The organism is Streptomyces chengmaiensis, assembly GCF_029846775.1.
In the GTDB taxonomy this organism is placed as follows: domain Bacteria; phylum Actinomycetota; class Actinomycetes; order Streptomycetales; family Streptomycetaceae; genus Streptomyces; species Streptomyces chengmaiensis.
In genome coordinates this window covers 84,063-108,312 of sequence record NZ_JARWBG010000004.1, presented here as the reverse complement: position 1 = coordinate 108,312, position 24,250 = coordinate 84,063, and the positions used below count along the sequence as shown (strand labels likewise).

General features: G+C 68.0%; 19 protein-coding genes. 12 read left to right on the top strand and 7 right to left on the bottom strand.

All coding sequences use genetic code 11. The features are described 5' to 3' along the window. Positions 1-250: 250 nt before the first annotated feature. A complete protein-coding gene (locus tag QCN29_RS05380; RefSeq protein ID WP_279926535.1) occupies positions 251-1,588 on the top strand; it encodes an MATE family efflux transporter in 1,338 nt (445 codons plus the stop codon). A 123-nt stretch (positions 1,589-1,711) separates the two neighbouring features. Here QCN29_RS05380 and rplI read toward each other — a convergent pair whose 3' ends face one another. The 4 genes from rplI to rpsF form a co-directional block, all read right to left on the bottom strand. Beyond that, positions 1,712-2,158, bottom strand: a complete 447-nt coding sequence (gene rplI / locus QCN29_RS05375) for a 50S ribosomal protein L9 (RefSeq protein ID WP_279926534.1) — start codon at positions 2,156-2,158, stop codon at positions 1,712-1,714. 18 nt (positions 2,159-2,176) lie between these two features. Further along, complete coding sequence (gene rpsR, locus QCN29_RS05370; RefSeq protein WP_005315025.1) at positions 2,177-2,413, bottom strand: 30S ribosomal protein S18; 237 nt, start codon at positions 2,411-2,413, stop codon at positions 2,177-2,179. A 71-nt stretch (positions 2,414-2,484) separates the two neighbouring features. Further along, positions 2,485-3,063, bottom strand: a complete 579-nt coding sequence (locus QCN29_RS05365) for a single-stranded DNA-binding protein (RefSeq protein ID WP_279926533.1) — start codon at positions 3,061-3,063, stop codon at positions 2,485-2,487. A 74-nt stretch (positions 3,064-3,137) separates the two neighbouring features. Further along, complete coding sequence (rpsF, locus tag QCN29_RS05360) at positions 3,138-3,428, bottom strand: 30S ribosomal protein S6 (protein ID WP_004950685.1); 291 nt, start codon at positions 3,426-3,428, stop codon at positions 3,138-3,140. A 320-nt stretch (positions 3,429-3,748) separates the two neighbouring features. Between rpsF and QCN29_RS05355 the strand changes: the two genes are divergently transcribed. The 3 genes from QCN29_RS05355 (at position 3,749) to QCN29_RS05345 (ending at position 6,403) form a co-directional block, all read left to right on the top strand. Next, positions 3,749-4,057, top strand: coding sequence for a hypothetical protein (locus tag QCN29_RS05355; protein WP_240136959.1), 309 nt, complete (start codon positions 3,749-3,751; stop codon positions 4,055-4,057). A 137-nt stretch (positions 4,058-4,194) separates the two neighbouring features. Next, positions 4,195-5,313, top strand: a complete 1,119-nt coding sequence (locus QCN29_RS05350; RefSeq protein WP_279926532.1) for a lipid II:glycine glycyltransferase FemX — start codon at positions 4,195-4,197, stop codon at positions 5,311-5,313. Positions 5,314-5,371: 58 nt separating this feature from the next. Next, the gene (locus tag QCN29_RS05345) at positions 5,372-6,403 is read left to right on the top strand and encodes an alanine racemase (protein WP_279926531.1); all 1,032 of its coding nucleotides are present in this window, start codon (positions 5,372-5,374) and stop codon (positions 6,401-6,403) included. 57 nt (positions 6,404-6,460) lie between these two features. Here QCN29_RS05345 and QCN29_RS05340 read toward each other — a convergent pair whose 3' ends face one another. Both QCN29_RS05340 and QCN29_RS05335 read right to left on the bottom strand, forming a co-directional pair. After that, positions 6,461-7,966: a glycosyltransferase family 87 protein gene (locus tag QCN29_RS05340; RefSeq protein ID WP_279926530.1), complete on the bottom strand. Its 1,506-nt coding sequence runs from the start codon at positions 7,964-7,966 to the stop codon at positions 6,461-6,463. Between the two features lie 113 nt (positions 7,967-8,079). Next, entirely contained in the window at positions 8,080-10,875 is a 2,796-nt protein-coding gene (locus tag QCN29_RS05335) for a transglycosylase domain-containing protein (RefSeq protein WP_279926529.1), read from the bottom strand. Positions 10,876-11,257: 382 nt separating this feature from the next. On the opposite strand from QCN29_RS05335, the gene QCN29_RS05330 reads away from it, so the two are divergent. The 4 genes from QCN29_RS05330 (at position 11,258) to QCN29_RS05315 (ending at position 15,087) form a co-directional block, all read left to right on the top strand. Then, on the top strand, positions 11,258-11,968 hold the full coding sequence (locus tag QCN29_RS05330; RefSeq protein WP_279926528.1) for a PadR family transcriptional regulator: 711 nt from the start codon (positions 11,258-11,260) through the stop codon (positions 11,966-11,968). A gap of 61 nt (positions 11,969-12,029) precedes the next feature. Then, positions 12,030-13,112, top strand: coding sequence for an inositol-3-phosphate synthase (locus QCN29_RS05325; RefSeq protein ID WP_279926527.1), 1,083 nt, complete (start codon positions 12,030-12,032; stop codon positions 13,110-13,112). Positions 13,113-13,222: 110 nt separating this feature from the next. Further along, on the top strand, positions 13,223-14,491 hold the full coding sequence (locus QCN29_RS05320) for an MFS transporter (protein WP_279926526.1): 1,269 nt from the start codon (positions 13,223-13,225) through the stop codon (positions 14,489-14,491). A 47-nt stretch (positions 14,492-14,538) separates the two neighbouring features. After that, on the top strand, positions 14,539-15,087 hold the full coding sequence (locus tag QCN29_RS05315; RefSeq protein WP_279926525.1) for an LppU/SCO3897 family protein: 549 nt from the start codon (positions 14,539-14,541) through the stop codon (positions 15,085-15,087). Between the two features lie 127 nt (positions 15,088-15,214). Here QCN29_RS05315 and QCN29_RS05310 read toward each other — a convergent pair whose 3' ends face one another. Beyond that, complete coding sequence (locus tag QCN29_RS05310; RefSeq protein WP_279926524.1) at positions 15,215-16,687, bottom strand: CCA tRNA nucleotidyltransferase; 1,473 nt, start codon at positions 16,685-16,687, stop codon at positions 15,215-15,217. 185 nt (positions 16,688-16,872) lie between these two features. Between QCN29_RS05310 and QCN29_RS05305 the strand changes: the two genes are divergently transcribed. From QCN29_RS05305 to sigM, 4 genes are all read left to right on the top strand, one after another. Continuing rightward, a complete protein-coding gene (locus tag QCN29_RS05305) occupies positions 16,873-19,254 on the top strand; it encodes a DUF6049 family protein (RefSeq protein WP_279926523.1) in 2,382 nt (793 codons plus the stop codon). A 45-nt stretch (positions 19,255-19,299) separates the two neighbouring features. Further along, on the top strand, positions 19,300-21,486 hold the full coding sequence (gene murJ / locus QCN29_RS05300) for a murein biosynthesis integral membrane protein MurJ (RefSeq protein WP_279926522.1): 2,187 nt from the start codon (positions 19,300-19,302) through the stop codon (positions 21,484-21,486). Between the two features lie 142 nt (positions 21,487-21,628). After that, the gene (locus QCN29_RS05295; protein WP_279926521.1) at positions 21,629-23,332 is read left to right on the top strand and encodes a protein kinase family protein; all 1,704 of its coding nucleotides are present in this window, start codon (positions 21,629-21,631) and stop codon (positions 23,330-23,332) included. Positions 23,333-23,356: 24 nt separating this feature from the next. Then, entirely contained in the window at positions 23,357-24,070 is a 714-nt protein-coding gene (gene sigM, locus QCN29_RS05290) for an RNA polymerase sigma factor SigM (protein ID WP_279926520.1), read from the top strand. Positions 24,071-24,250: the final 180 nt, after the last annotated feature.

Here is a 24,250-nt window from a genome sequence, read left to right as displayed (position 1 = left end):
ACCAGATGCTGTGGAGAACGTCCGCAAACCTGTGCACGGAGCGGGGGACAGGCCTGTGGACAAAGTCTCAGCGCCGCTTCCCAACCCCTTCTGACCTGCACTTTCTCCATCCACCGGCTGTGGGGGAGAAAAACTTTCCCGACTGGACCAAGATCAGAACAAACGGCGCACAGCAGTTACCGCCCCCACCCTCTCAGTAAGGACTGATCTTTATTTGCATCTATTACCTGTGGAAGACTAGATTGCCGCCATGACGCAGGCCCCCGAGTTGCCCAAGGAACGCCGACACCGACACGACCGAGAGATCATCGGGCTCGCCCTGCCCGCCTTCGGCGCTCTGGTCGCCGAACCGCTCTTCGTGATGGCCGACAGCGCCATCATCGGCCATCTCGGCACCACGCAACTCGCAGGCCTGGGTGTGGCGGCAGCCCTGTTGATGACCGCCGTCAACGTCTTCGTCTTTCTGGCCTATGCGACCACCGCCGCCGTCGCCCGCCGTGTCGGCGCCGGCGATCTGACCTCCGCCATTCGCCAGGGCATGGACGGCGTCTGGCTCGCCCTCCTGCTCGGCGTGGCGGTCGTCGCCATCGCGCTCCCCGCCGCCCCCTGGCTGGTGCATGCCTTCGGAGCCTCCGAAACCGCGGCCCCCTATGCGATCACCTATCTGCGTATCTCCAGCCTCGGCATACCGGCCATGCTGACAGTCCTGGCGGCCACCGGCGTGCTGCGCGGTCTGCAGAACACACGGACTCCCCTCTACATCGCCATCGGCGGTTTCACATCGAACGCGGCTCTGAACGCGCTGCTCGTCTACGGGGCGGGCCTCGGCATCGCCGGCTCTGCCTGGGGGACCGTCCTCGCCCAGTGCGCCATGGCCATCGCCTACCTGATCGTTGTGGTCCGCGGGGCACGGCGGCACGGCGCCTCGCTCCGGCCGGATGCCGCAGGCATCCGCGCAAGCGCCCAGGCAGGTGTCCCACTGCTGATCCGTACGCTGTCCATCCGCGCCGTACTGTTGATCGCCACCGCGGTCGCGGCACGGCTTGGGGATGTGGACATCGCCGCCCATCAGATCGTGCTGGCTCTGTGGAGCCTGCTGGCCTTCGCACTCGACGCCATCGCCATCGCAGGGCAGGCGATCATCGGACGGCATCTGGGGGCGGGGGACGCCGTGGGCGCACGGCAGGCCTGTCGCCGGATGGTCGAATGGGGTGTGGCTGCAGGGGTGGTGCTGGGGCTGCTGGTCTCGGTCTCGCGACCGCTCTTCATTCCGCTGTTCACCAGCGACCCTGCCGTCTACGACACCTTGCTGCCGGTGCTCCTCATCGTCGCCGTAAGCCAACCGATCGCGGGTGTGGTCTTCGTTCTCGACGGCGTGCTGATGGGCGCCGGGGACGGTCCATATCTGGCCGGGGCCATGCTGGTGACCCTCGCCGTGTTCGCGCCGGTCGCCCTGCTGGTGCCCACGTTCGGAGGCGGGCTGAGCGCACTGTGGTGGGCCATGGCGCTGATGATGACGGTGCGCATGCTGACTCTGTGGTGGCGTACTCGGTCCGGGCGCTGGATCGTCACCGGTGCGACGCGGTAGCGCTCCCGGCATACGGCAGTCGCCGCTTCCGGCGTTTCACGTGAAACAGCGCAATGAGGCAACGCAAAGGGGCCGCGCTCCGAAGAGTGCGGCCCCTTCCGACTGCAAGAGTCAGGCGCTTGCTCAGGCGGCGATGACCTCGACGCCGAGAGTCGCGGCGACCTCGGGGTGCAGACGCACGGACACCCGGTGCGAGCCCAGGGTCTTGATCGGCGAACCGAGCTCGACACGGCGCTTGTCGACCTCCGGACCACCGGCGGTCTTGATCGCCGAAGCGATGTCAGCCGGGGTGACGGAGCCGAAGAGGCGGCCGGAGTCGCCGGAGCGAACAGCCAGACGCACCTTGACGGCCTCGAGCTGAGCCTTGATCTGGTTGGCCTGCTCGATGGTCGCGATCTCGTGGATCTTGCGGGCGCGACGGATCTGCGCCACGTCCTTCTCGCCGCCCTTGGTCCAGCGGATCGCGAAACCGCGCGGAACCAGGTAGTTGCGAGCGTAGCCGTCCTTGACGTCGACGACGTCGCCGGCGGCGCCGAGGCCAGAGACCTCGTGGGTGAGGATGATCTTCATATGCTGGTCACCCTCTCCTTAGCGCGCGGTGGACGTGTAGGGCAGCAGCGCCATCTCACGGCTGTTCTTGACGGCCGTGGCGACGTCACGCTGGTGCTGAGTGCAGTTGCCGGTGACGCGGCGGGCACGAATCTTGCCGCGGTCGGAAATGAACTTCCGCAGCATGTTCGTGTCCTTGTAGTCCACGTACGCGGTCTTGTCCTTGCAGAATGCGCAGACCTTCTTCTTCGGCTTGCGCACAGGCGGCTTCGCCATGGTGTATCTCCTGTGTGATCAAGAAGTGGGGGTACGAGCTGCCCCGGAGCCCTCAAGAGGCCCGGGACCCCTTAGAAGGGGGGCTCGTCCGAGTAGCCGCCGCCGGAACCGCCGGAGCCGCCGCCCCAGCCTCCTCCGCCGCCCTGCTGGCCGCCGCCGGCCGGCGCGCTGGTGGCCCAGGGGTCGTCGGCGGTAGCGCCGCCGCCCTGCTGACCACCGCCGGGGCCGCCGCCCCAGCCGCCGCCCTGCTGTTGCCCGCCGCCGTATCCACCCTGGGCACCGCGGCCGCTGGTCTTGGTGACCTTGGCGGTCGCGTTCCGAAGGCTGGGGCCGACCTCGTCGACGTCCAGTTCGAAGACCGTGCGCTTGATGCCCTCGCGGTCCTCGTAGGACCGCTGCTTGAGCCGGCCCTGAACGACGACGCGCATGCCGCGCTGGAGCGACTCGGCGACGTTCTCCGCCGCCTGACGCCAGACCGAGCAGGTGAGGAAGAGGCTCTCGCCGTCCTTCCACTCATTGGTCTGGCGGTCGAAGGTGCGGGGAGTGGACGCGACGCGGAACTTCGCGACCGCCGCACCGGACGGGGTGAAGCGCAGCTCGGGGTCGTCGACGAGATTGCCGACGACCGTGATGACGGTCTCGCCTGCCATGGGTGAACCTCTCGGCGGGGATTGCTTCTGGCTGCTTGTTGCCACTCGGGCCCGATGGCCTCTGAGCTAGGCGCTCAGTGGGTCTCGGGGCGGAGGACCTTGGTCCGGAGGACCGACTCGTTCAGGTTCATCTGGCGGTCGAGCTCCTTGACGACCGCAGGCTCGGCCTGCAGGTCGATGACCGAGTAGATGCCCTCGGGCTTCTTCTTGATCTCGTAAGCGAGACGACGACGGCCCCAGGTGTCGACCTTCTCCACCTTTCCGTTGCCCTCGCGGACGACGGAGAGGAAGTTCTCGATCAGCGGGGAGACAGCGCGCTCCTCGAGATCGGGGTCGAGGATGACCATCACCTCGTAGTGACGCATGTGTAACCCACCTCCTTTGGACTCAGCGGCCACGGTCGTTCCGTGGCAGGAGGGTCGTGATGCGTTGGCACCGATGTCTGACGAGTAAAACAGCCGCCACTGACAATCCGGTCTGACGAGCCCGGTCGACCGTCGCGGTCGGGTCGGGTGCAGCTCTCGGAATTGCGTTTCCGGCCTGGACAGACACCAGTGCAGAACGTACACAGTACCCGTCGATCCCCTTCCGGTTGAAATCCGAGGGCCTGCGGACGCAATCTGTACACATCGGGTGTGCGCGGCGCTACAGTGCGCCGCGCTCCGGCTACGCCAGGAGGTGCCTCATGGCACAGGCAATGCGTCCCTCCGGATCTCTGCTCGCCACGGACGGCAAGCCCCACCCCGTCCAGGACACCCTGATGGTCGTGACGCTGGTGCTCGGCGCACTGTCCTTCACCTCGGCGCAGTTCCACGATCTGCATCTGCTCAGCTCGTGGTCGGGGCTCGTGGGCATCCTCACCGGCGCGTACGGGCAGTACATCTCGGCGACCACGCGCGAGCGCTTCCTGCTGATCATCGGGCTCGGCGCGTCCGCCGTGGGGTTCTTCCTCGGCATGGCACACGGCGGACTCTTCGGCGGCGTCGTCGGCTGACGCCTCGGCGAAGGCCCGGCTTCGGCAAACTGAGTCATCCACAGGCCATTCGGGGCGCTCACCCCGCCCAGTAGGCTTCGGCACGAGAGCCGGAGCCCCTGACCCATGGGGACACACCAGCCGAGGAGCGCCCCGCAATGAGCCTGACCCTGAGGACCATCAGCCGCGAGCAGCATCTGGCCTATATCCAGAGCCTGCCCTCGGCCAGTCACTGCCAGGTCCCGGCATGGGCGGATGTGAAGACCGAGTGGCGTTCGGAGAGTCTGGGCTGGTTCGACAGGAACGGGCAGCTCGTGGGCGCGGGCCTGGTGCTCTACCGGCAGCTTCCCAAGATCAAGCGCTATCTCGCGTACCTCCCCGAGGGCCCGGTCATCAACTGGTACGCCCCGAACCTCGAGGACTGGCTGCAGCCCATGCTGGCCCACCTCAAGCAGCAGGGCGCGTTCTCCGTGAAGATGGGTCCCCCGGTGGTCATCCGGCGGTGGGACGCAGCAGCGATCAAGGCGGGCATCCAGGACCCCGATGTGAAGCGCCTCCGGGACGTCGAGGCTACGCACATCGAGCCACGTGCCTTCGAGGTGTCCGACCGGCTGCGCAAGATGGGCTGGCAGCAGGGCGAGGACGGCGGCGCCGGCTTCGGCGACGTCCAGCCGCGCTATGTCTTCCAGGTGCCGCTCGCCGACCGTTCGCTCGACGATGTCCTCAAGGGCTTCAACCAGCTCTGGCGGCGCAACATCAAGAAGGCGGACAAGGCGGGGGTCGAGGTCGTCCAGGGCGGCTATGACGACCTCGCCGAGTGGCAGCGGCTCTACGAGGTGACCGCCGAGCGCGACCGCTTCCGGCCTCGTCCGCTGTCGTACTTCCAGCGGATGTGGACCGTCCTCAACAACGAGGACCCCAACCGCATGCGTCTGTACTTCGCACGCCACGAAGGGGAGAACGTGGCCGCGGCGACCATGCTGATCGTCGGTGGCCACGTCTGGTACTCGTACGGCGCCTCGGCCAATCACAAGCGCGAGGTCCGCCCGTCGAACGCGATGCAGTGGCGGATGCTGCGCGATGCATACGCCATGGGCGCCACCGTCTACGACCTGCGAGGCATCAGCGACTCCTTGGACGAGACCGACCACCTCTTCGGACTGATCCAGTTCAAGGTCGGCACCGGCGGTGAGGCCGTCGAGTACGTGGGCGAGTGGGACTTCCCGCTCAACAAGCTGCTCCACAAGGCGCTGGACATGTATATGTCCCGCCGCTGACCGCAGCGCAGCCCCCTAGTCTGAACATTCCCGACACCCCAGAGAGGTACCGGACCGCATGGCGCTCTCCCTCTACGTCGACACCGCGCGCTGGCGGGCGCACCAGAAGTCCGTGATCGACCAGTTCCCAGGGCTGGTCCCCGTGTGCAAGGGCAATGGCTATGGCTTCGGCCATGAGCGGCTCGCCGAGGAGGCGACACGCTTCGGGGCCGGTCTGCTCGCCGTGGGCACCACCTACGAGGCGGCGCGGATCAAGGACTGGTTCGGTGGGGACCTGCTGGTTCTGACCCCCTTCCGGCGCGGCGAAGAACCGGTTCCGCTGCCGAACCGGGTGGTGCGCTCTGTCTCCTCCGTCGACGGTGTGCACGCCCTGGTGGGGGCGCGTGTGGTCATCGAGTGCATGAGCACCATGAAGCGTCACGGCGTCAGCGAGCAGGACCTCGGGCAGCTTCACTCGGCCATCGAGGACGTGCGCCTGGAGGGGTTCGCGCTGCATCTGCCGCTCGACCGCACGGACGGCACGGACGCGGTCGAGGAGGTCATCGCATGGATGGACCGGCTGCGGGCCGCTCGGCTGCCGCTGCACACCATGTTCGTCAGCCATCTCAGGGCCGAGGAGCAGCAGCGGCTGCAGCAGCAGTTCCCGCAGACCCGCTTCCGCGCGCGCATCGGCACCCGGCTCTGGCTGGGCGACCATGACGCGACCGAGTACCGGGGCGCGGTGCTCGACGTGACCCGTGTGGTCAAGGGAGACCGCTTCGGCTACCGGCAGCAGAAGGCCGCTTCGGACGGCTGGCTCGTCGTCGTGGCGGGAGGGACCTCCCATGGCGTGGGCCTGGAGGCGCCGAAGGCAATGCATGGCGTGATGCCGCGCGCCAAGGGCGTGGCGAGGGCCGGCCTGGCGACGGTGAACCGCAATCTGTCGCCGTTCGTATGGGGGGGCAAGCAGCGCTGGTTCGCCGAGCCACCGCATATGCAGGTGTCGATCCTGTTCGTTCCGTCGGATGCGCCGGAGCCGAAGGTCGGGGACGAACTGGTGGCGCATCTGCGGCACACGACGACGCAGTTCGACCGGCTCGTCGACTGCTGACCTGACGGCTGACCTAACTGTTGACCGCCCCCTGCCGCTGCCGCTGCCGGGGGACGCTCAGCGCATCCCCCACTCCACCCGCACCCCGTCGGCCGTATGGGCGGCAGGGCGCGGATCGCGTTCGGCGGCTCCGCCCAGGACGAAGACGTCCTCGGCGCCGTCGAGCACTCCGCCCGAGGGGTCGTCCGACCCGTCCCGGCGTACGCCGTCCCGTTCCGGCTTGAGAATGTCCCGTACGACCACGGCGCACAGATACAGGGTTCCCAGCAGATGCAGGGCGATCGCGATCTGGTAGCCCTCAGGCGGCAGACCCTGGTGGTTCTCGCTGGTCGTATAGGCGAGGTACGTCCAGATGCCCAGGAAGTAGACGACCTCGCAGGCCTGCCACACCAGGAAGTCCCGCCAGCGCGGACGGGCCAGCGCGGCGAGCGGGATCAGCCACAGCACGTACTGCGGTGAATAGACCTTGTTGGTGAGGATGAACGCGGCCACCACAAGGAAGGCGAGCTGGGCGAGGCGCGGCCGGCGAGGCGCGGTCAGGGCGAGCGTGGCGATTCCCGCGCAGGCCAGCAGCATCAGCAGCATGGCGTAGGCGTTGACCGACTCGACCTCGATGCCCCTGCCGGTGCGCTGGGTGATGATCAGCCAGAAGGAACCGAAGTCGATCTGCCGCTCCTGGCTGAAGGTGTAGAACTTCTTCCAGCCGTCCGGCGCCAGGGCCATCACTGGCAGATTCACCGCCAGCCACGCCCCGGCGGCCCCCAGAAACGCGAGGGCGAATTCCCGCCACTTCCCGGCGCGCCAGCACAGCAGCAGCAGCGGGCCCAGCAGCAGCACCGGATAGAGCTTGGCCGCGGTGGCCAGGCCGATGAGGAGGCCGAAGGCCAGCGCGCGGCCGCGGGACCACATCAGCATCGCCGCGGCGGTGAGGGATACGGCCAGCAGATCCCAGTTGATGGTCGCGGTGAGCGCGAAGGCGGGCGCCAGGGCCACCAGCAGCGCATCCCACGGGCGGCGGCGGTGTGTGCGGGCTACGCACACGGCGATGACCGCGGCGCAGACCATCAGCATGCCCGCGTTGACCATCCAGTACATCTGCTCCTGGCTCTTCAGATCGCCGCCCGGCAGGCCCAGCCAGGACGCCGCATCGTTGATCCAGGAAGCGACCTGCATAAACAGGCCGGTCAGCACGGGGTACTCGAGGTACTCCATGTCGCCGGGCAGCCGGTCGAAGTACGGGATGAGCCCATCGGAGAAGCCGCGGCCGAGATAGAGGTGCGGAATGTCCGAATAGCAGGCATGTGTGTACTGGGAGCTGGCACCCCGGAACCACGCCCAGTTGTAGCAGGGCAGCTTCTGCACCATCCCGAGCGCGAACATCCCGATGGCGACCAGCGCCACCACGCGCACGGGGGTCAGCCGGCCGTTGCCGCCGCGCCTGGCCCAGCGGCCCGCCGGGCCGCCGATCAGCTCGCTCCCGGCCGCGGCGATCTCGTCCCGCCGGGTGGGGCGCACCTCGGTCCGGTTCTTGGTCGTCGGGCTCGTTCTCTCCGCGCTGGGCATGCTGCACATCCTGCCGTACGAATCGGGGGATACGGCGAGGGCCGCCGTACCCGGCCTGCACAGGGCTGTGCGTCCGGGTGCGGCGGCCCTTCGCCGGCCACGGCCGAGGGCGGCTACTCGGCCCCTGAGGAGGCTCCGCCGAAGAAGCCTCCGTCGGTGGTGCCCTCGTCCGCGCCCGGCGAGCTGGACGTGGAGCTGCTCGGTTCGCTGCTGCCGCCGCCTCCGTTGCCGCCGCCCCCATTGACAAGGCCGCCGTTGCCGCCGCCTCCGGCGGGATTGCCCGGCCCGCCGTTGTCACCGCCGTCGGTTCCGCCGTTGCCGCCGGTCTCACCGTCGTCGGGGCGGCAGCGCCAGTCCTCCCACGGGTTGCAGGACTCGGTCGGGTCCGGGCTGGTGGAGCCCGACGGGGTCTCGGACGGCGTCTGAGAAGGCGTCTCCGAGGGCGTCTCGGACGGATCCGCCGGCGGGGTCGGCTTCGGGCTGACCGCGCCGCCGCCCCAGACGGCCTCCCCGTCGATCGACTCCGGCTCGGGGAACTCCTTGACCGGCGTGCCCTTGACTGCCTCGGTCATATACGCGCGCCAGATCTGCGACGGGAACGACGAACCGTGGATCTTCTGCTCGCCGCCGGTGCCGTACATCTCCTCGAACTTGCGGTCCTTGTTCGTCTCGTCGTCGTCGAGGCGGTACATGTCGATCGCGGTCGACAGCTGCGGGGTGTAGCCGACGAACCAGGCGGAGCGGTTGCCGTCGGTGGTGCCGGTCTTCCCGGCCACCTGGCGGCCGTCGATCGCCGCCTTCCGGCCGGTGCCCTCCGGGTCCTCGACGACGGACCGCAGCACATCGGTGACATTGCCGGCCACCGCCGTGGAGAAGGCCCGCTTGGACGTGTCCTCGTGCTCGAAGACGGTCTTGCCCTTGTGCATGACCTTGGTGACGGAGTACGGCTCGCGCTGCTCGCCGTTGGCGGCGAACGTGGCGTAGGAGCTGGCCATGCGGATCGCGCTGGGCTCGGAGATGCCGAGTGAGAAGGAGGGCACGTTCGCCTTGGAGAGGCTGGACTCCAGCAGTCCGGCGTCGATCGCCGCTTCCCTGACCTTGCCGATCCCGATGTCCATGCCGAGCTGGACGAACGGCGAGTTGGCGGAGTGGATCATGGCCTCGCGCAGGCTGATGTTGTCATAGCTCTGATCGCCGTCGTTGACCTGCAGCCACTCCTTTCCTTCCTCGTTCTGCCAGACGCTCCCGTCATAGTTCTTGATCTTGAGCTTGTTCTTGCCGTTGTAGCGGCTCTTGTCGGGGTCGACGATCCGCCGCGAGTCAGGGCCCTGCACCTGCGGTCCCTGAGGGTCGCGTACGCCGTCCCGCATCGCCGCGGCCAGCACAAACGGCTTGAAGGTCGAACCGACCTGGGCGCCGGTCTGGTCGGCGTTGTTGGTGAAGTGCTTGGTGGCGTCCTCACCACCGTAGATGGCGACGATCGCCCCGGTCCCGGTGTCCACGGACGCGCCGCCGAACTGGACGTGCGTATCGGTCTTCGGGCGCTTCTCGGGGTCGATCTTCTTCTCCCGGAGATCCTTGACCGCCTTCTCGAGCTGCTTGACCTTGGTCTTGTCGAAGGTGGTGTGGATCTCGTAGCCGCCCGTGCCCAGAGCGTCGGCCGTGATGCCCTGATCGTTGTTGTTGATGAAGTACGCCTTGGCGAGGTTCACCAGATAGCCGATCTGCCCGCCGAGCTGGGCGCTCTTACGCGGCTTCGCGGGCATCGGGAACTCGGTGTACTTCGCCCGCTCCGCGGCGCTGAGGTGGCCGTCCTTGACCATCTCGTCCAGGATCCACGCCCAGCGCTTGGTCGCCCGCTCGAGGTTGGACTTGGCGTCAGCCTTGGGGTCGATCTCGGCGTTGCCCGCCGGGTCGTAGTACGTCGCGCCCTTCAGCAGCGAGGCGAGGACCGCGCACTCGCTGGCGCTCAGGTCCTTGGCGTCCTTGTTGTAGTACGTGCGCGCCGCGGCCTGGATGCCGTACGCGCCGCGGCCGTAGTACGAGGTGTTGAGATAGCCCTCCATGATCTCGGGCTTCTTCATCTCGTTGTTCACCTTTATCGAGATGAACAGTTCCTCGACCTTGCGGCTGAGGGTCTGCGACTGGTCGTTGAGCCGGGCGTTCTTCACATACTGCTGGGTGATCGTGGAGCCGCCCTGGGTCTGCTGCCCCCTGGCCATGTTGAACACGGCCCGCCCGATGCCCATCGGGTCAATGCCCTGGTCGGTCCGGAAGGTCTTGTTCTCCGCGGAGATGACGGCGTTCTGCATCTCCATCGGGATCTCTTCGATGGAGATGATCTGGCGGTTGACCTCGCCGCCGGTGGCAGCCATCTGGGTGCCGTCCGACCAGTAGTAGACGTTGTTCTGCGCGGTGGCCGCGTCCGCCGGGTTGGGCACGGCGACCATGGCGTACGCGATCGTCGCGGCGCCCATCAGCATGCCGAGGAAGCCCAGGCACAGACCGGTGAACAGCTTCCAGGACGGCACCCATCGCCGCCATCCGTATTTGCCGTGGCGCGGATAGTCGATCAGCCGCCGTTTGCCGGGCTGCCCGCCGCGGCCGGGGCCCTCATCACGGCCGTTGCCGCCGCCTCCGCGCCGGCCGCCGCCGGATCCACGGCCTCCGTGGCCCGCGTCCTCGTCCATACGGCGGCGTCCGCCGGAGCGCTGAGCCGCCTTTCTCGCCTCGGCCCGGCCCATATAGGGCCGCTCCTCGCCATGGGCGTCATGGGAGACGGAAGGGGAGGCCGAGGCGGCGCCCCTGGGCGGGGCTGCGCGGCGGCCGGCGGACTGCTGGGCGGCGCGTCTGGCCCCGGCACGTCCGCCGCCCTGCGACTGCGGCGGTTTGCGACGGTGCTCGCTCATCGAACGACTACTCCTCGGACAGGCGAGACGCCTGGAAGCGGCAGTTGGGTTCCGGTCCCCCCGACTTGGATACGGACGAGTTCTGGAACACGCTCATCCGCACTGCACCCACGGCGAGGACGCGGCGAGGCGTCACTTGGTTCCCGGTGGTCTGCATGCCGCACAGACTACGCACGGTCAAAACCCACCTAGCCCTGAAGTTCACCCCATATCAGGCAAGTTCCTTCCGACGAATTGACGATGTGACGCCGTTCACCGCCGCACCACTTGTCGCAGCAGGCACGCCGTTCTATCGTGCTGATGTATCGACTCGATACATCAGGACAACACATCGTCCCGCTTGAGAGGCCTGACGGGACGGGGTGCGGCGAGGGAGGCGACGATGAGCAGACGCTCCGGGATCCTCGAGTTCGCCGTGCTCGGTCTGCTCCGCGAAGCCCCGATGCACGGGTATGAGCTGCGTAAACGACTCAACACCTCGCTGGGGATCTTCCGTGCGTTCAGTTACGGAACCCTCTACCCGTGCCTGAAGACGCTGGTCGCCAACGGCTGGTTGATCGAGGAGCCGGGCAGCGCCCCGGAGGACGCCCTCGCGGCCTCACTGGCCGGGCGGCGCGCCAAGATCGTCTACCGGCTTACGGCGGAAGGAAAGGAACACTTCGAGGAGCTCCTCTCCCACACCGGCCCCGACACCTGGGAGGACGAGCACTTCGCGGCCCGCTTCGCCTTCTTCGGGCAGACGGAGCGCGAGGTGCGCATGCGGGTGCTCGAAGGCCGCCGCAGCCGGCTGGAGGAGCGTCTGGAGAAGATGCGCGCTTCCCTGGCCCGCACCCGCGAGCGCCTCGATGACTACACGCTTGAGCTGCAGCGGCACGGCATGGAGTCCGTGGAGCGCGAGGTGCGCTGGCTGAACGAGCTCATCGAGAGCGAGCGGGCGGGGCGGGATCAGCGTCGAGCCTCCCCCGGCGGCTCTGCTCAGCAGGACAGCACATCTGGAGAGACGGGCGGCCTGCCCCGGCGGGGTGTCGCCTCCGGGGGCACGCCCCCTGGAGGCGACACCCCGCCGGATCCGTCCGACGACACCACCACGTGAGCCTTCTGCGGTCCGCAGAGGCTCATCCGGAATACCGAGATCAAACAGGGAGCAACCGGAAATGGGTTCGGTTCGCGTAGCCATCGTCGGCGTGGGCAACTGCGCCGCCTCGCTGGTGCAGGGCGTCGAGTACTACAAGGACGCCGACCCGGCCAGCAAGGTGCCGGGGCTGATGCACGTCCAGTTCGGCGACTACCACGTGCGGGACGTCGAGTTCGTGGCGGCGTTCGACGTGGACGCCAAGAAGGTCGGCCTCGACCTCGCGGACGCCATCGGCGCCAGCGAGAACAACACCATCAAGATCTGCGACGTGCCCGCCACGGGCGTGACGGTGCAGCGCGGCCACACCCTCGACGGCCTGGGCAAGTACTACCTGCAGACCATCGAGGAATCGTCCGAGGCCCCGGTCGACGTCGTCCGGACGCTCAAGGACAAGCAGGTCGACGTCCTCGTCTGCTACCTGCCCGTCGGCTCCGAGGAAGCCGCCAAGTTCTACGCCCAGTGCGCCATCGACGCCGGGGTTGCCTTCGTCAACGCCCTCCCGGTCTTCATCGCGGGCACCAAGGAGTGGGCGGACAAGTTCACCGAGGCCGGTGTCCCGATCGTCGGCGACGACATCAAGTCCCAGGTCGGCGCCACCATCACGCACCGTGTGATGGCCAAGCTGTTCGAGGACCGGGGCGTCATCCTGGACCGCACGATGCAGCTCAACGTCGGCGGCAACATGGACTTCAAGAACATGCTCGAGCGTGAGCGCCTGGAGTCCAAGAAGATCTCCAAGACGCAGGCCGTCACCTCGCAGATCCCCGACCGGGACCTGGGCGAGAAGAACGTCCACATCGGCCCGTCGGACTATGTCGCATGGCTGGACGACCGCAAGTGGGCGTATGTGCGCCTTGAAGGCCGCGCCTTCGGCGACGTCCCGCTGAACCTGGAGTACAAGCTCGAGGTCTGGGACTCCCCGAACTCGGCGGGCGTCATCATCGACGCGCTGCGCGCCGCGAAGATCGCCAAGGACCGGGGCATCGGCGGCCCGATCCTCTCCGCCTCCTCCTACTTCATGAAGTCCCCGCCGGTTCAGTACTTCGACGACGAGGCCCGTGAGAACGTCGAGAAGTTCATCAAGGGCGAGGTCGAGCGCTGAGTCCTGGTCCTGCGACGGCCAGGCCGTCCGCGGCCGAGGACGGCTGTTCCTTTAGGAGGGTCCCCGGGCAATCCGCCCGGGGACCCTCCTCATATGTGACGCTTGCTCGCATGCCTGTCGTGCGTGATCTGCGCGTGCTGCTGCGTCTGGCCAATTTCCGGCGGCTGCTCACCGTTCGGCTGCTCTCCCAGGCGGCCGACGGCGTCTACCAGGTCGCGCTCGCCACCTATGTGGTCTTCTCTCCGGAGCGGCAGACCTCTCCGGCCGACATCGCCTCCGCCATGGCAGTGCTGCTGCTGCCGTACTCCCTGATCGGGCCGTTCGCCGGCGTTCTGCTCGACCGCTGGCAGCGCCGTCAGGTGTTTCTGTACGGCAATCTGCTGCGCGCCGTCCTCGCCGTCGGCACCGCCGTGCTGATCCTGGCCGCAGTGCCAGACTGGCTGTTCTACGCCTCGGCCCTGTCCGTCACCGCCGTCAATCGGTTCGTGCTGGCCGGACTGGCCGCCTCGCTGCCCCGCGTCGTGGACCGCGAGCGGCTCGTCCTGGCGAATTCCCTTTCGCCGACCGCCGGCACCCTGGCCGCGACGGCGGGCGGCGGACTGGCCTTTCTGGTGCGGATTGTCGCCTCGGACTCCGACGCGGTCGTCGTGCTGCTCGGCGCAGGTCTGTATATGTGCGCAGGGCTCGCCTCCCTGCGGATGTCGCGTGAACTCCTCGGACCTGACCCGCAGTTGGTTCAGCCACGGCTGTCCACCGCCATCTCCTCCACCGTCCGCGGTCTATGGGAAGGGCTGCGGCATCTGGCGGAACGGCGAAACGCGGCTCGCGTGCTGACCGCCATGACACTGATGCGCTTCTGCTACGGGGCACTGACGGTGATGGTCCTTATGCTCTGCCGCTACGCCTGGTACGACAGCGAGGACGAGGGACTGGCCTTGCTCGGCGTGGCCGTCGCCGTCTCGGGCGCGGGTTTCTTCGCCGCTGCCGCCCTCACCCCTTGGACGGTAGAGCGGATGGGCCCCTACGGCTGGATGGTGACCTGTGCGGCCACCGCCGCCGTACTGGAGCCCGCCCTGGGTCTGCCCTTCGCTCCCGGCCCGATGCTGGTCGCCGCCTTCGTTCTGGGACTCGTCACTCAAGGAGTGAAGATCACTACCGACACAGTGGTGCAGACATCGGTGGACGACGCCTATCGCGGCCGGGTCTTCTCGCTCTACGACATGCTGTTCAACGTGGCATTCGTCGGCGCCGCCGGGGTCGCGGCCCTGATTCTTCCCGCCGACGGACGGTCCGCGACGCTGGTGCTCATGGTGGCGTCCCTCTATGCGGCCGTCGCCCTAACCCTGGTCCATTGGAAGAGACTTGACCCGATGCTATAGCGTGCGCGCGTCAAACAAGCGATCGCATGCATCGGGGGAGTCCACAGATGACGCATCCACCACAGCCGGGGCCACACGCATATGGGCAGCCGGGCCCCTACGCCCAGCAGCCGCCGCAGCCCCAGCAGCAGCCCGGCTACGGCTATCCCCAGCAGCAGCCCTACCCGCCCCAGCAGCCGGGACAGGGGTTCCCTCAGCAGCCCGCCCAGCCTCAGCAGCAGTGGGGCACTCCCCCTCCGCCACCCCCGTCTTCCGGGGGCCGGCGGATAAGCATCAAAACGATCTTCAGGATCGTGGTCGCCGTGGTCGCCGTGATCGGCTTCGGCGTCTTCTGGCTGCTGAGCCAGAACGACGCAGAGAACGCCGAGGCAGGCGACTGCATGCACAACAACGGAACGACGATCAGCCCTGATCTCGAAATCGTGGAGTGCGGCGACACCAAGGCCGAGTTCAAGGTGGTCTCGGTCCACGCGGACACCACGGACAGCTCGGTCTGCGACGGCAAAGCCGACATCGGCTACTACGAGCAGACCAGCGGCGGCCGCCGGAGCTCCGGCCAGAAGTTCGTCCTGTGCCTCAACGAGATCGAAAAATAACCGAAGCGACGGCCTTGTAGCCCGAGGGGCGATGTTTCACGTGAAACATCGCCCCTCGGCGATCTCCTTCGACACCTGTCGTCATGTTTCACGTGAAACATGACGCCCCCATCGGGCTCCTCCCGGCTTACACCCCGTCCTGGGCCGCCCACCACTCCTTGAGGGCGGCGACTGCGACATCGTGCTCCATGGGGCCGTTCTCCAGTCGCAGCTCCAGCAGATGGGCATACGCCCTGCCGACGAGCGGACCGGGACGGATGCCCAGGATCTCCTGGATCTGGTTGCCGTTCAGGTCAGGCCGGATCGCATCGAGCTCCTCCTGCTCCTTCAGCTGGTCAATCCGCTCTTCAAGTCCGTCGTAGGCGCGGGAGAGGGCGGCAGCCTTCCGCTTGTTGCGGGTGGTGCAGTCGGAGCGGGTGAGCTTATGCAGCCGGGACAGTTGCGGACCCGCATCACGCACATACCGGCGCACGGCGGAGTCGGTCCACTCCCCGGTTCCATATCCATGGAAGCGCAGATGCAGCTCGACCAGTCGAGAGATGTCCTTCACCAGTTCATTGGAGTACTTCAGCGCGCTCAGCCGCTTCTTGGTCATCTTCGCGCCCACCACTTCGTGATGGTGGAAGGAGACCCGGCCATCCTTCTCGAAGCGCCGGGTACGCGGCTTGCCGATGTCATGCAGGAGCGCCGCCATCCTCAGCACCAGGTCCGGACCCTCCTCCTCCAGCGCGATCGCCTGTTCCAGAACGGTCAGAGAGTGCTCATAGACGTCCTTGTGACGGTGGTGCTCATCGCCCTCCAGGCGCAGCGCGGGCAGCTCAGGCAGCACATGTCCGGCGAGCCCGGTGTCGACGAGCAGGGCGAGGCCCTTACGGGGGTGGGCGGAAAGGATCAACTTGTTCAACTCGTCCCGCACACGCTCGGCCGAGACGATCTCGATACGGCCCGCCATAGCCTTCATGGCGGCGACAACCTCGGGCGCAACCTCGAAGTCAAGCTGCGCGGCGAACCGCGCGGCCCGCATCATGCGCAGCGGGTCGTCGGAGAACGACTCCTCCGGGGTGCCCGGCGTACGCAGCACACCCTCGGCAAGATCCCTCAGGCCTCCATGCGGGTCGACGAACTCCTTCTCAGGGAGTGCCACGGCCATCGCATTGACGGTGAAGTCCCTCCGGACCAAGTCCTCCTCGATCGAGTCGCCATAGGAGACCTCCGGTTTGCGCGACGTCCTGTCGTACGCCTCCGAGCGGTAAGTGGTGACCTCGATCTGGAAACGCTGAACGTCATCGCCGACGCGAGCATCCTTCTGGGAGCCGACCGTGCCGAACGCGATCCCGACCTCCCAGACGGAGTCCGCCCATGGACGAATGATCTTCAGCACGTCCTCGGGGCGGGCGTCCGTGGTGAAGTCCAGATCGTTGCCGAGCCGGCCCAGCAGGGCGTCCCTGACCGATCCACCGACCAGGGCGAGGCTGAAACCGGCCTTCTGGAATCGGCGAGCGAGCTCATCGGCGACAGGAGAGACACGCAGCAGTTCGCTGACCGCTCGGTGTTGCGCCTGGCTCAGGGCAGTGGGGATGTCTTCATAGGCGTTCGGCACAACAGAAGAGGGTACGTGCCCAGGCCGACCCCGGCGTCCCCGTTTACCGTGGCCCTGGGACACTTCCTCCGATCATGTGAGCTGTACCGCAGCACTTCGGCACAGCGCGCCTCGTTACCATGCGTGGACGCACAAACCGACAACCACCCACCAGCGGCAGCAGACGACGAGAGACGGGCGAGCACGTGGCCGAGGCTGCAGACTTCCAGGGGATGAACACCTCTCCTGCCCGCCGGCGGCTGCGGCGTACGGCCTCGCTCATCTTCGGTGCTCCGCTGCTGGCCGGCCTGGTCTGCGGCCCCGCCGCTTCCACGGCCCACGCTGCCGAGCGGGCGATCACCGCCGAGGACGCGACGGGGTCGCGCACGGTCGATGTGTCCTTGACCACGATGACGCCGGTCGCTCCGGAGAAGGACGACACGATCACCATCTCGGGCACGCTGGTCAACAAGGGCAAGCAGACGATCACTGAGCCCGAGCTGGACCTCCGGGTGGGCCAGCGGCTGACCAGCAGAAGCTCCATCGACCGTGCCTCCGAGCGCACGGGCTATGCGCCAGGGCTCGACGGACCGCCGGTCGGCGGCAAGTACACGCTCAAGATCCCTCAGCTTGTCCCGGGCATCAGCCGTGACTTCACACTCTCGGTCCTGGCCGACGAGCTGGATCTGAGCGACGACGGCGTCTATCAGCTCGGGGTGTCCCTGTCGGGCAGGACAGCCGACACCCGCTATGAACGGGTCCTCGGCATCGAGCGGACCTTCCTTCCCTGGCAGCCCGAAGCCATGGAGAAGAAGACCCAGCTCACCTATCTGTGGCCGCTGATCTCATCGACCCATCTCACGTCCGAGTCGGGTTCGGACGAGCAGCAGACGCCCGTCTTCGAGAACGAGTCACTGGCCGCCGAGCTCGCTCCTGGCGGCCGGTTGGACCAGCTGGTCACACTGGGTGACGATCTGCCGGTGACGTGGGTGATCGACCCTGACCTGCTTGCCACGGTTGACGCAATGACCAGGAACTACGAGGTCAAGTCCGGTGACTCCACCGTCAAAGGGAAGCATCAGGCGGTCGCCAAGCGCTGGCTGACCGCGCTGGAAGCCGCGGTGCAGGAGAGCAAGGTCATCGCGCTGCCCTTCGCCGACCCCGATCTGGCGTCCCTGGCGCACCGGGGCAAGAACGTCTCCGGCTCCCTCAGCCATCTCCAGCCGGCCACCGAGGTGGCCGAAACCACGGTCGAGACCATCCTCCATGTGAAGCCGTCGGTCGACTTCGCCTGGCCGGTGGACGGTGCCATCGACTCCTCGATCGTCGACGTCGCAACCTCCGGCGGGGCGCACAAGGTACTCGCGCGCAGCGACAGTCTCCGGGACACCCTGGACTACACGCCCACGGCTGCCCGCCCCATCGGCGGCGGTACGACTGCGGTGGTGACCGACGCCCGGCTGTCCACCGCTTTCGAGGGCGACATGGTCCGCGCCGACAGCTCGGCACTCGCCGTCCAGACGTTCGCCGCCCAGTCCCTGGCCGTGAGCCTGGAGAGGCCGGAGGACCAGCGGAGCATCGTCGTCGCCCCCCAGCGGATGCCCACTGCCGCACAGGCTCAGTCGATGTCGCGGGCCCTGCACGCGCTCGACGGCCGGCGCTGGACGCAGCCGCAGGACCTGACGGCCGCCGCGGCGGCCAAGCCCGACCCCGACGCCCACACCATCGTGCCCGGCTCCTCCCAGTACCCCTCGGAGCTGCGCAAGCAGGAGCTGCCGGTCAAGGCGTTCCAGGACATCAGGGCCACCCAGACCGTCCTCGACAGCTTCAAGGTCATCCTCACCGCACCCCATCGCGTGGTCACTCCGTTCGGCCGGGCCATCGACCGGGAGATGTCCACGTCCTGGCGCGGTCAGGGAGCCGCCGCTCTGAGCTACCGCACAGCGGTGAGCGACAATCTGGTGGGGCTGACCGAAGAGGTGCGGCTGATCGAGAAGTCCGATGTGACACTGTCGGGACGGAGTGCGACGATCCCGGTCACCGTGCAGAACAAGCTGCTCCAGGGTGTCGATCACCTGGTGCTGCGACTGAGGTCCGAGAGCGCCACCCGGCTCAACCTGGACGACGACAACCCGATCGCAGAACAGCCGATCGTGGTGGACGGCGGTCACAGCCAGTCGGTGAAATTCGACGCCAACGCCAATGCCAACGGCCCGGTGCAGATGACGGCGCAGCTCTACACCGCGGACGGAAAGCCGTACGGTCTGCCGATGACCTTCACGGTTAAGGTCTCCGAGATCACTCCGACGGTGATGCTGGTCATCGCGGGCGGCGTTCTGCTCCTGGTGCTCGCCGGCGTCAGGATGTACACGCAGCGCAAGCGGGCGGCCGCGCGGGAGTCCGCGGCGGAGGCGGACAGCTTTGGCGAGGCTGAGGACGCCAAGCGCGCCGAGAACACCACGGCCGTTCCGACAGGCGGGGCAGACGGCGGCGACGGGTCCGATCCCGAGCAGCCGAGTGACCCGACGCCGGACACCGGGACCGAAAGCGGCGACCCGTCGGGCGCGGGTGAGAAAGTGGACCGTTGAGCGATGTCGTGGCCGGCCGGCCGGGGACGATGAGGTGGGGTGGCAATGAACGCGCCGTATGACGGTGACCGCGGTCAGGGCGCGGGCGGAAACCCGGCAGACCAGGGCCCACCGCCGTCCCAGCCTTCACCCGACCCCTATGGGCAGAGCCCCTATGCGCAGGATCCGTATGTCCAGGACGCCTACGCCGAGGACCCGTACCAGGCGCAGGGGCTGCCCTCTCAGGATCCCGTGGACGAGGCGCTCTACGACCGGGCGGCTCATCCGCCGCCGCCCCCCGGCAGCTACCCGGAACCTCAGCCGCTCTACCACCAGCCGCCCGCGCCCCCGCACGCTCCCGACCCCAGGATCTGGGCGCAGACCCCGCCGCCCGAGCCTTCGGGGCCGTCCCGGCACCTCCCGTACGGTGAAGACGCCAGGACCACCCAGTTCACCGGCGTGGACGATCTGGTGACGCAGGCTGGTGAGGAGAAGCAGGAGCCCGACGCGTTCGCGCACCTCTTCCGTGACCAGCAGACGTCGGGGCAGCAGACCGCGATGCCCGTAGCGGAACCGGCGCCCGCACCCGCGCCCGCTCCGCCGAAGAAGCCGGGCGGCAAGGCTGCCGGGCTGCTCAAGTCGAGTGCGGTCATGGCAGCCGGCACGATCGTCTCCCGCCTTACCGGCTTTCTGCGCACCCTCGTGATGGCGGCGGCCATCGGCGTCGGCACGCTCAACGACTCCTACCAGGTCGCCAACACCCTGCCGACCATGATCTACGTCCTCGTCGGGGGAGGCGCCCTCAACGCCGTCTTCATCCCCCAGCTCGTCCGGGCGATGAAGAACGACGACGACGGAGGCGAGGCATACGCCAACCGGCTGCTGACCCTCGTGGTGGTCCTCCTGGCAGGCGTCACCACGCTGTGTGTGCTTGCCGCGCCCCTGTTCATCCGGATGATGTCAGCGGAGATCGCCTCCGACCCGCAGCGGATGGAGGTCACGGTCACCTTCGCCCGCTACTGCCTGCCCACCATGTTCTTCATGGGCGTGCATGTGGTGCTCGGTCAGATCCTCAACGCCCGTGGCCGCTTCGGCGCGATGATGTGGACGCCGGTCCTGAACAACATCGTCGTCATCTCCACCTTCGGCGCTTTCATCTGGGCCTTCGGCAGCTTCACCGAGTCGGGCGTCGACGCCTCCACCATCACCCCGGAGGGCGTGCGGCTGCTGGGCATCGGCACACTGCTCGGACTGACCGTCCAGGCGCTGGCCATGGTCCCGTATCTGCGCGAGGCCGGTTTCAGCATGCGGCTGCGCTTCGACTGGAAGGGCCATGGCCTTGGCAAGGCCGTCGGCCTCGCCAAGTGGACCTTCTTCTTCGTGCTCGCCAACCAGCTCGGGATGATCGTCGTCACCCAGTTGGCCACCTGGGCCGGTTCCGTCGCCGAGGGCGAGGGCTTCACCGGCACCGGGATCACGGCCTACAACTACGCACTGCTGCTGTGGCAGATGCCGCAGGCGATCATCACCGTCTCCGTGATGACGGCGGTTCTCCCCCGGATCTCGCGCTCCGCACACGACGGAGACCCGGCCGCGGTCCGCGACGACATCTCCTACGGTCTGCGCACCTCGGCCGTAGCCATCGTGCCGTGCGCCTTCGCCTTCCTCGCCCTCGGCGTTCCGATGGCGACGCTGCTGTATGCCGGCTCCGGCGCGGACGGCGCACGCAACATCGGATACACCCTGATGGCCTTCGGTCTGGGACTGATCCCGTACTCCGTGCAGTACGTCGTCCTCCGCGGCTTCTACGCCTACGAGGACACTCGCACGCCCTTCTACAACACGGTCATCGTCGCGGCGGTCAACGCCGCCGCCTCCGGTGTGTGCTTCGCGCTGCTGCCCGCCCGCTGGGCGGTCGTGGGCATGGCCGCCTCTTACGGCCTCGCCTACGCCGTCGGCGTAGGCATCGCCTGGCGGCGCCTCAAGCGGCGGCTGGGCGGCGATCTGGACGGCACCCATGTGATGCGCACCTACGCCCGGCTGGCGATGGCGTCCGTGCCGGCCGCCATCGCCGCAGGCGGGGTCGCCTTCGCCGCCACCAGGGCCTTCGGCAGCGGGGCCGCCGGTTCCCTGGCCGCGCTGGCAGGCGGGGCCGTGGTACTGCTGGGTGTCTTCTTCGCGGCGGCGAAGCGGATGCGGATCGAAGAGCTCAACGCCATGGTCGGAATGGTGAGGGGCCGTCTCGGCCGCTGAGACCGTCCTGCGGGCCGGGCACCGAAAAGGCCCTCCCGCACAACCATCGCCGGACGCCATGTGTCGTGCATAGCGCCGGACTGTGGGCACAATTGGCTTGGCTGTCGGACAAGGCGCATCGGATGGGGAGGCAGGAACGACGGTGGCGGAACGTAGCACGGCTGCCGTCGACGTGGCCGACAACAGCGGAGACGAACCGCTGACCGCCCAGGCGGGCAAGGCCACGGCCGACGGGGCGGCTGGATCCCAGACCTCTGCCGAGAGCAGCGCCGCGCCCGGCGGGAGCGGCGGGCGGACGGAGGCCGAACCCTCCATCTCCGCGCCCGAACTCCACAGCGGTTACAAACTGGCCAGACGCTACCGCCTCGAGGAGTGCGTCACCCGTCTGGACGGTTTCAGCAGTTGGCGCGCCGTCGACGAGAAACTCCGCCGGGCCGTCGGCGTCCATCTGCTTCCCGCCGACCATCCCCGGGCCCGCTCGGTACTGGCTGCGGCCCGCTCCGCCGCACTGCTCGGCGACCCGCGCTTCGTCCAGGTCCTGGACGCCGTCGAGGAGAACGACCTCGTCTATGTCGTCCATGAGTGGCTGCCCGACGCGACGGAGCTGACCGCGCTGCTCGCGGCAGGCCCGCTGGAGCCGCACGACGCCTACCAGCTCGCCGAACAGGTCTCCCAGGCCATGGCCGCCGCCCACCGCGAAGGGCTCGCCCATCTTCGGCTCACGCCGGGCGCGGTGCTGCGTACGTCGACCGGCCAGTACCGCATCCGCGGGCTCGCGGTGAACGCAGCGCTGCGCGGCATCACCGCCGACCGTCCGCAGCGCACCGACACCGAAGCGATCGGAGCGCTGCTCTATGCCGCGCTGACCCAGCGGTGGCCGTATGAGAGCGATGCGTACGGCCTGTCGGGACTGCCCAAGGGCGTCGGGCTCATCGCCCCGGACCAGGTCCGGGCAGGAATCCACCGGGGTCTGTCCGAGCTCGCCATGCGGGCACTGGTCAACGACGGGGCGACCGCCTCCCGGCAGGAACCGCCGTGCACCACGCCCGAAGAGCTGGTGAAGGCCGTCTCGGCGATGCCGCGGATCCGTCCGCCGGAGCCCGCCTTCGCCTCACCGCCCGACTACCAGCACACCAACTATCAGCGGGGCGTATACGGCCGTCCTGCGGCTCACCAGCCGCCCACGGCCACCCAGCCCCTCGCCCCTCCGCCCCCGCCCCTACAGAGCCGGGCCGGACGTGCGCTGAAGTGGACCGTGTCGGCGCTCCTCATCGCCGCCCTCGGCCTCGGCAGCTGGCAAGTCGCCGACAAGCTGCTCGACCGCGACACCTCTCCCAGCGAACCCGGCACCTCTCAGCCGGATCCCGAGGAGAAGAACCCGGCACCGGAGCCGGAGCCGGGAAAGCCGATCGCGATCGTCGACGCCCAGGATTTTGACCCTCTCGGGAACGGCTCGGAGAAGCCCGCCGACGTCAAGGACAGCTACGACGGCGACCCGAGCACCTACTGGCCGACGGACAACTACTTCCGCGCGGATCTCGGCGGGCTCAAGCCAGGCGTGGGCATCGTCCTCGACCTGGGCAAGGTCCAGCGGGTCGGGTCAGTGGATCTCACCTTCCTCGGCGGCGACACATCGGTGGAGCTGCGGACCGCGCCCGCGGACGCCTCCGCCGCTCCGACCGGATACAAGGACTTCACCAAGGTGGCCGAAGGAAGCGGCACCAGCCTCTCCCTCAAGCCGGACGAGACGGTGCAGACCCGGTACGTTCTGGTGTGGCTGACCGAGCTCCCGTCGAGCGGCGGCGGCTTCCGCGGCAAGCTCTCGGAGATCAAGATCACGAGCTGAGACACCAGGGGAGGGGGCTCATCGTTGGAATACGCGAGACTCGGCGACACCAGCGACCAGGAGCTTCTCGCTCGCCATGTAGCGGGAGACCCGGATGCCTTCGGTGAGCTGGTACGGCGGCATCGGGACCGGCTCTGGGCCGTCGCTCTGCGCACCCTGGGGGACAGGGAGGAGGCCGCCGACGCGGTCCAGGATGCCCTGGTCTCCGCTTTCCGGGCGGCCCATACGTTCCGCGGTCAGTCCGCCGTCACCACCTGGCTGCATCGCATCACGGTGAACGCCTGCCTCGACCGGGCCCGCAAAGCGGCTTCCCGCAAGACATCACCGGTCGACGACACGGATCGCCTGGAGCAGCTTCTGGAACCGTATGAGTCGGCCGAGGCACCTGCCGAGCGACAGGATCTCCACCGCCAGCTGCTCGCTGCGCTCGCCAGGCTCCCTGTCGACCAGCGTGCCGCGCTGGTGCTGGTCGATATGCAGGGCTACTCCGTCGCCGAGGCCTCAGAGGTTCTCGACATACCGGTCGGCACCGTCAAGAGCCGCTGCGCCCGCGGCAGAGCGCGACTGCTCCCCATGCTCACTCATCTGCGCGGTGACGGCGGTGACGGCGGGGGTAACACAGTCATCAGCCGGGGAAGGAACCGGACGCCGGGGACATCCGTCCCACCGGCGTCGGGACAAAGGGAGACAGGGCCAGGCGACCCTGCAGCCGTGAAGGGCGGAGGTGGACGCGCGTGACATCCACGGCCGACACGACGCAGCACCCGGACGTCTCGGAGATCTCCGACCTCACCGAGGGGCTGCTGCCACCGACGCGTATGGCCGACCTACGGCAGCACCTGGACGGCTGTCCGCTGTGCGCTGACGTCCGGGCCTCGCTCGATGAGATCCGTGGGCTTCTCGGCACACTGCCCGGCG